This window comes from Frankia canadensis, assembly GCF_900197875.1.
In the GTDB taxonomy this organism is placed as follows: Bacteria; Actinomycetota; Actinomycetes; order Frankiales; family Frankiaceae; genus Frankia; species Frankia canadensis.
The window spans coordinates 1-3,152 of record NZ_FZMO01000550.1 but is presented as its reverse complement, the minus strand read 5'-3'; the positions used below and the strand labels follow the sequence as shown (position 1 = coordinate 3,152).

At 70.6% G+C, this 3,152-nt stretch carries 3 protein-coding genes; all 3 read left to right on the top strand.

The features are described from left to right. Positions 1-417, top strand: a 417-nt coding sequence (locus C1A33_RS35450; protein ID WP_165818668.1) for a hypothetical protein, incomplete at its 5' end; no start/stop codon positions are given. Between the two features lie 137 nt (positions 418-554). Further along, a complete protein-coding gene (locus C1A33_RS31550; protein ID WP_101836028.1) occupies positions 555-1,193 on the top strand; it encodes a toll/interleukin-1 receptor domain-containing protein in 639 nt (212 codons plus the stop codon). Positions 1,194-1,243: 50 nt separating this feature from the next. Continuing rightward, on the top strand, positions 1,244-3,152 hold a 1,909-nt coding region (locus C1A33_RS31545), incomplete at its 3' end, for an NACHT and WD repeat domain-containing protein (RefSeq protein ID WP_243408131.1).

Sequence of the window (3,152 nt, the reverse complement as noted above, 5' to 3'; positions counted from 1 at the left end):
CCCGCCGCACACCCCGACACCGACCCCGCCCACACCTGGACCCACGTCATCTACACCGCCTGGCAGATGATCAGCCAAACCACCGGGCCGGCCCGCCTCACCGAGATCGACACCCTGCCCCGCGACCGGGCCGGCCGCCGCCGCGACACCCGCCACCACATCCACGCCACCAGCGACGTCCGCGTGGTACGCGTCCACCCCGACCACGACGGCCCCACCGCCGTCCGGGGCGCCGACCGGGCCGGGCTGGACTACCGGCTTCGGGTCGCCCCGTACCGGCGTAACACCTGCCTCAGCCCCCACGCCCACGCCGCCGGCCAGTGCACCCACCACGAACAGATCGTCGCCGGCTACACCCGTGGCCCCGACCACGCCCCCTGGCGCACGCGACCCACCGTCCACCTCTGGGATCAGTAGCCCACGCCGACGATCAGGCCCGCGCTCGGGGCCCGCCCCGCCCGACGGCGAGTCCAGGCCCCGCCAGGAACAGCCCCCAATAGCAGGGCCGTGTTGGGCGGATCTGCTGCGGTGTAGGCGGGTGGCACACTGGTGGGGTGGGCAACGGGGGCACTACGGAACGCAGCAACGGCGAGGGTGGCGAAGGCTGGGACTTCTTCGTCTCCTACACCCAGACCGACCGGGCATGGGCCGAGTGGATCGCCTGGACGTTGGAGGAAGCCGGCTGGCGGGTATTGATCCAAGCCTGGGACTTCACCCCCGGCTCCCACTGGATCTGCGGCATGGACGCGGGTGTTGCTCGGGCCGCCCGGACCATCGCCGTGCTGTCGGCGGCCTACAGCCGGTCGGTGTACGGGGCGGCGGAGTGGCGGGCTGCGTGGGCGTCCGATCCCCGCGGCGTTCTGCGCAAGCTTCTCGTGGCCCGGATCGAGGACTGTGACCGGCCGGGCCTGCTCGGCCAGGTCGTGTCCATCGACCTGTACGGCATCGCTCAGGGCGACGCACGGGCCGACCTTCTCCGTGCCGCCGGCCTCGCTGTCACCGGCGAGCGGGCGAAACCGGCCACCGCGCCACCGTTTCCCACCCCACGTTTCGTCTCGAGCAGCCCGGCCGCCACCAGCCCCGCCGAACCTTCGAGCAGCGTTTACATCGGGGCAATCGCCGCGGCCGGGGGGCAGGCCGTCGGGGTCAACTACGGGCAGATCACCCAGAACACCATCGGTCCCGGGCGATGACAGCCGGCACCAGCGGTACCACCCCCCACCGCGGCCCGTCGGCCGGTCGTGTGTCGGCGGCGAATGGGCAGGCCATCGGGGTCAACTATGGGCAGATCCTCCAGCAACGGTTCTCTGGTCCGTTCGCGTTGCTGCGGGACGCCACCATCCCCCTCGACCCACTGCCCGGGGACCTGCGCCTCTACGATCCCGCCACCCCGGACAACCCAGTTGCCAGATTCCGGGGGCGTACCGACCTCATCAGGAAGATCGACGCGTTCATCAGCCGCAGCATACAAATGCGGCGTGGCGGCTACCTGCTGATCGAAGCCGAAGCGGGCATGGGCAAGTCAGCGCTGGCCACCTACCTGGCCTTCACCCGAGGCTGGCCGGCCCACTTCACACGCCTGGCCGACGGACGCACGCCCGAGGCCGCACGCCTCAACCTCGCCGCCCAACTCATCGCCACCTGGCGACTCAACGCTGCCCCCGGCGGCATCCTGCCCGCAGGTGCCGACACCCCACGCTGGCTCTACCAACGGCTCTGCGACGCCGCGAAGATCCGCGACACCACCGCGCCCGGCAGGCCAGTGGTGTGCCTCGTCGACGGCCTCGACGAGGCACCGCCCGCGACCTCACCCGGCGAACTTCCCCTCGGCCTGCCCCCAGCGTTGCCCCCGGGGACGGTCATCATCGCCACCACCCGCCCCAGCACCGTGACCTTCCCGGCCGGATCACGAACCGTGGAACGAATCGACGTCGAAAGCGAGTTCAACCGCCAGGATCTGCTGGACTACCTCACCATGGTCAGCACCCGCGACCCGCTGATCGCCGACGCGCTATGCCGCAGCGGCATGTCCGTCCGCCGATTCAGCCAGACGCTGCTCATCCGGTCAGACGGAGTGTGGATCTACGCGCTAACCGTCCTCGACCAGATCCGCGACCGCGACCGCGACCCCAACGACGTCGACGAGCTCCCCCATGGACTCGCCGGCTACTACGCCGACAACATCCACCGCTGGCAGACCGCGCTCGGTGACCACGCCTGGCAGACCCGCGGCCTACCCCTGCTCGCCACGCTCACAGCAACCCGGGAAGCTCAACCCGCCGCCACCCTCGCCTGCTGGGCTGACGTCCCCGAACCCGACACCCGCAAACTGCTGCACGGCGTGTTCCGACCGTTCCTCGCCGTGCGACAGGGCGGCGACCCAGACCTCTACCTGCCTCGTCACCAAAGCCTGCGCGACTTCACCGCCGGCACCACACTCACCGACAGCGACCACGATGGCGTCCGCCACCTCGGCTATACGCTTGCCGCCGCCACCCGTGCTGCCCACACCCGGATCACCACTGCCCTCACGCCCGTCGAGCCAGTCGGTCAGCGCCGCTGGGCCGCGACTGGCGCCTACGCCCTCGCGTATCTACCCGAACACGCCGCCCACGCCGGCCTGCTCTCCGACTTTCTCCACGACCCCGAATTCATCTCCCACGTCGGCTTCCGAACCGTGCTCCACCAGCGACGCCACCTCACCACCGCCACGGCACACGCCTTCTTTGGCGCCTTCGACCTCGCCGTCGGACACCACACCACCGAACGCCTAGCAGTGATCGAGGTGTCCGCCCGCAAGACTGGTGCGAACAGCCTCGCTGATAGCGTCGCCCGTCGCCTTCCTAGCAGGTTATGGCGGCCGATACACGCCATATGGAACGGCCCCAGCCACAACATTCTCACCCACCGCGGGAGTCCGGTAGTCAGCCTAGCCACCGTTTCCCTGCCCGACGGGCGCACCCTGCTCGCCACCGCCGACGGCGAGACGGTGCAGTTGTGGGACCCGGCCAGATGCCAGGCCGTAGGCCCGCGCCTGACCGGCCACATCGGCACGGTACTCGCACTGGCCGGCCTTTCCCTGCCCGACGGGCGCACCCTGCTCGCCACCGGCGGCGACGACGAGACGGTGCGGCTGTGGGACCCGGCCAGCG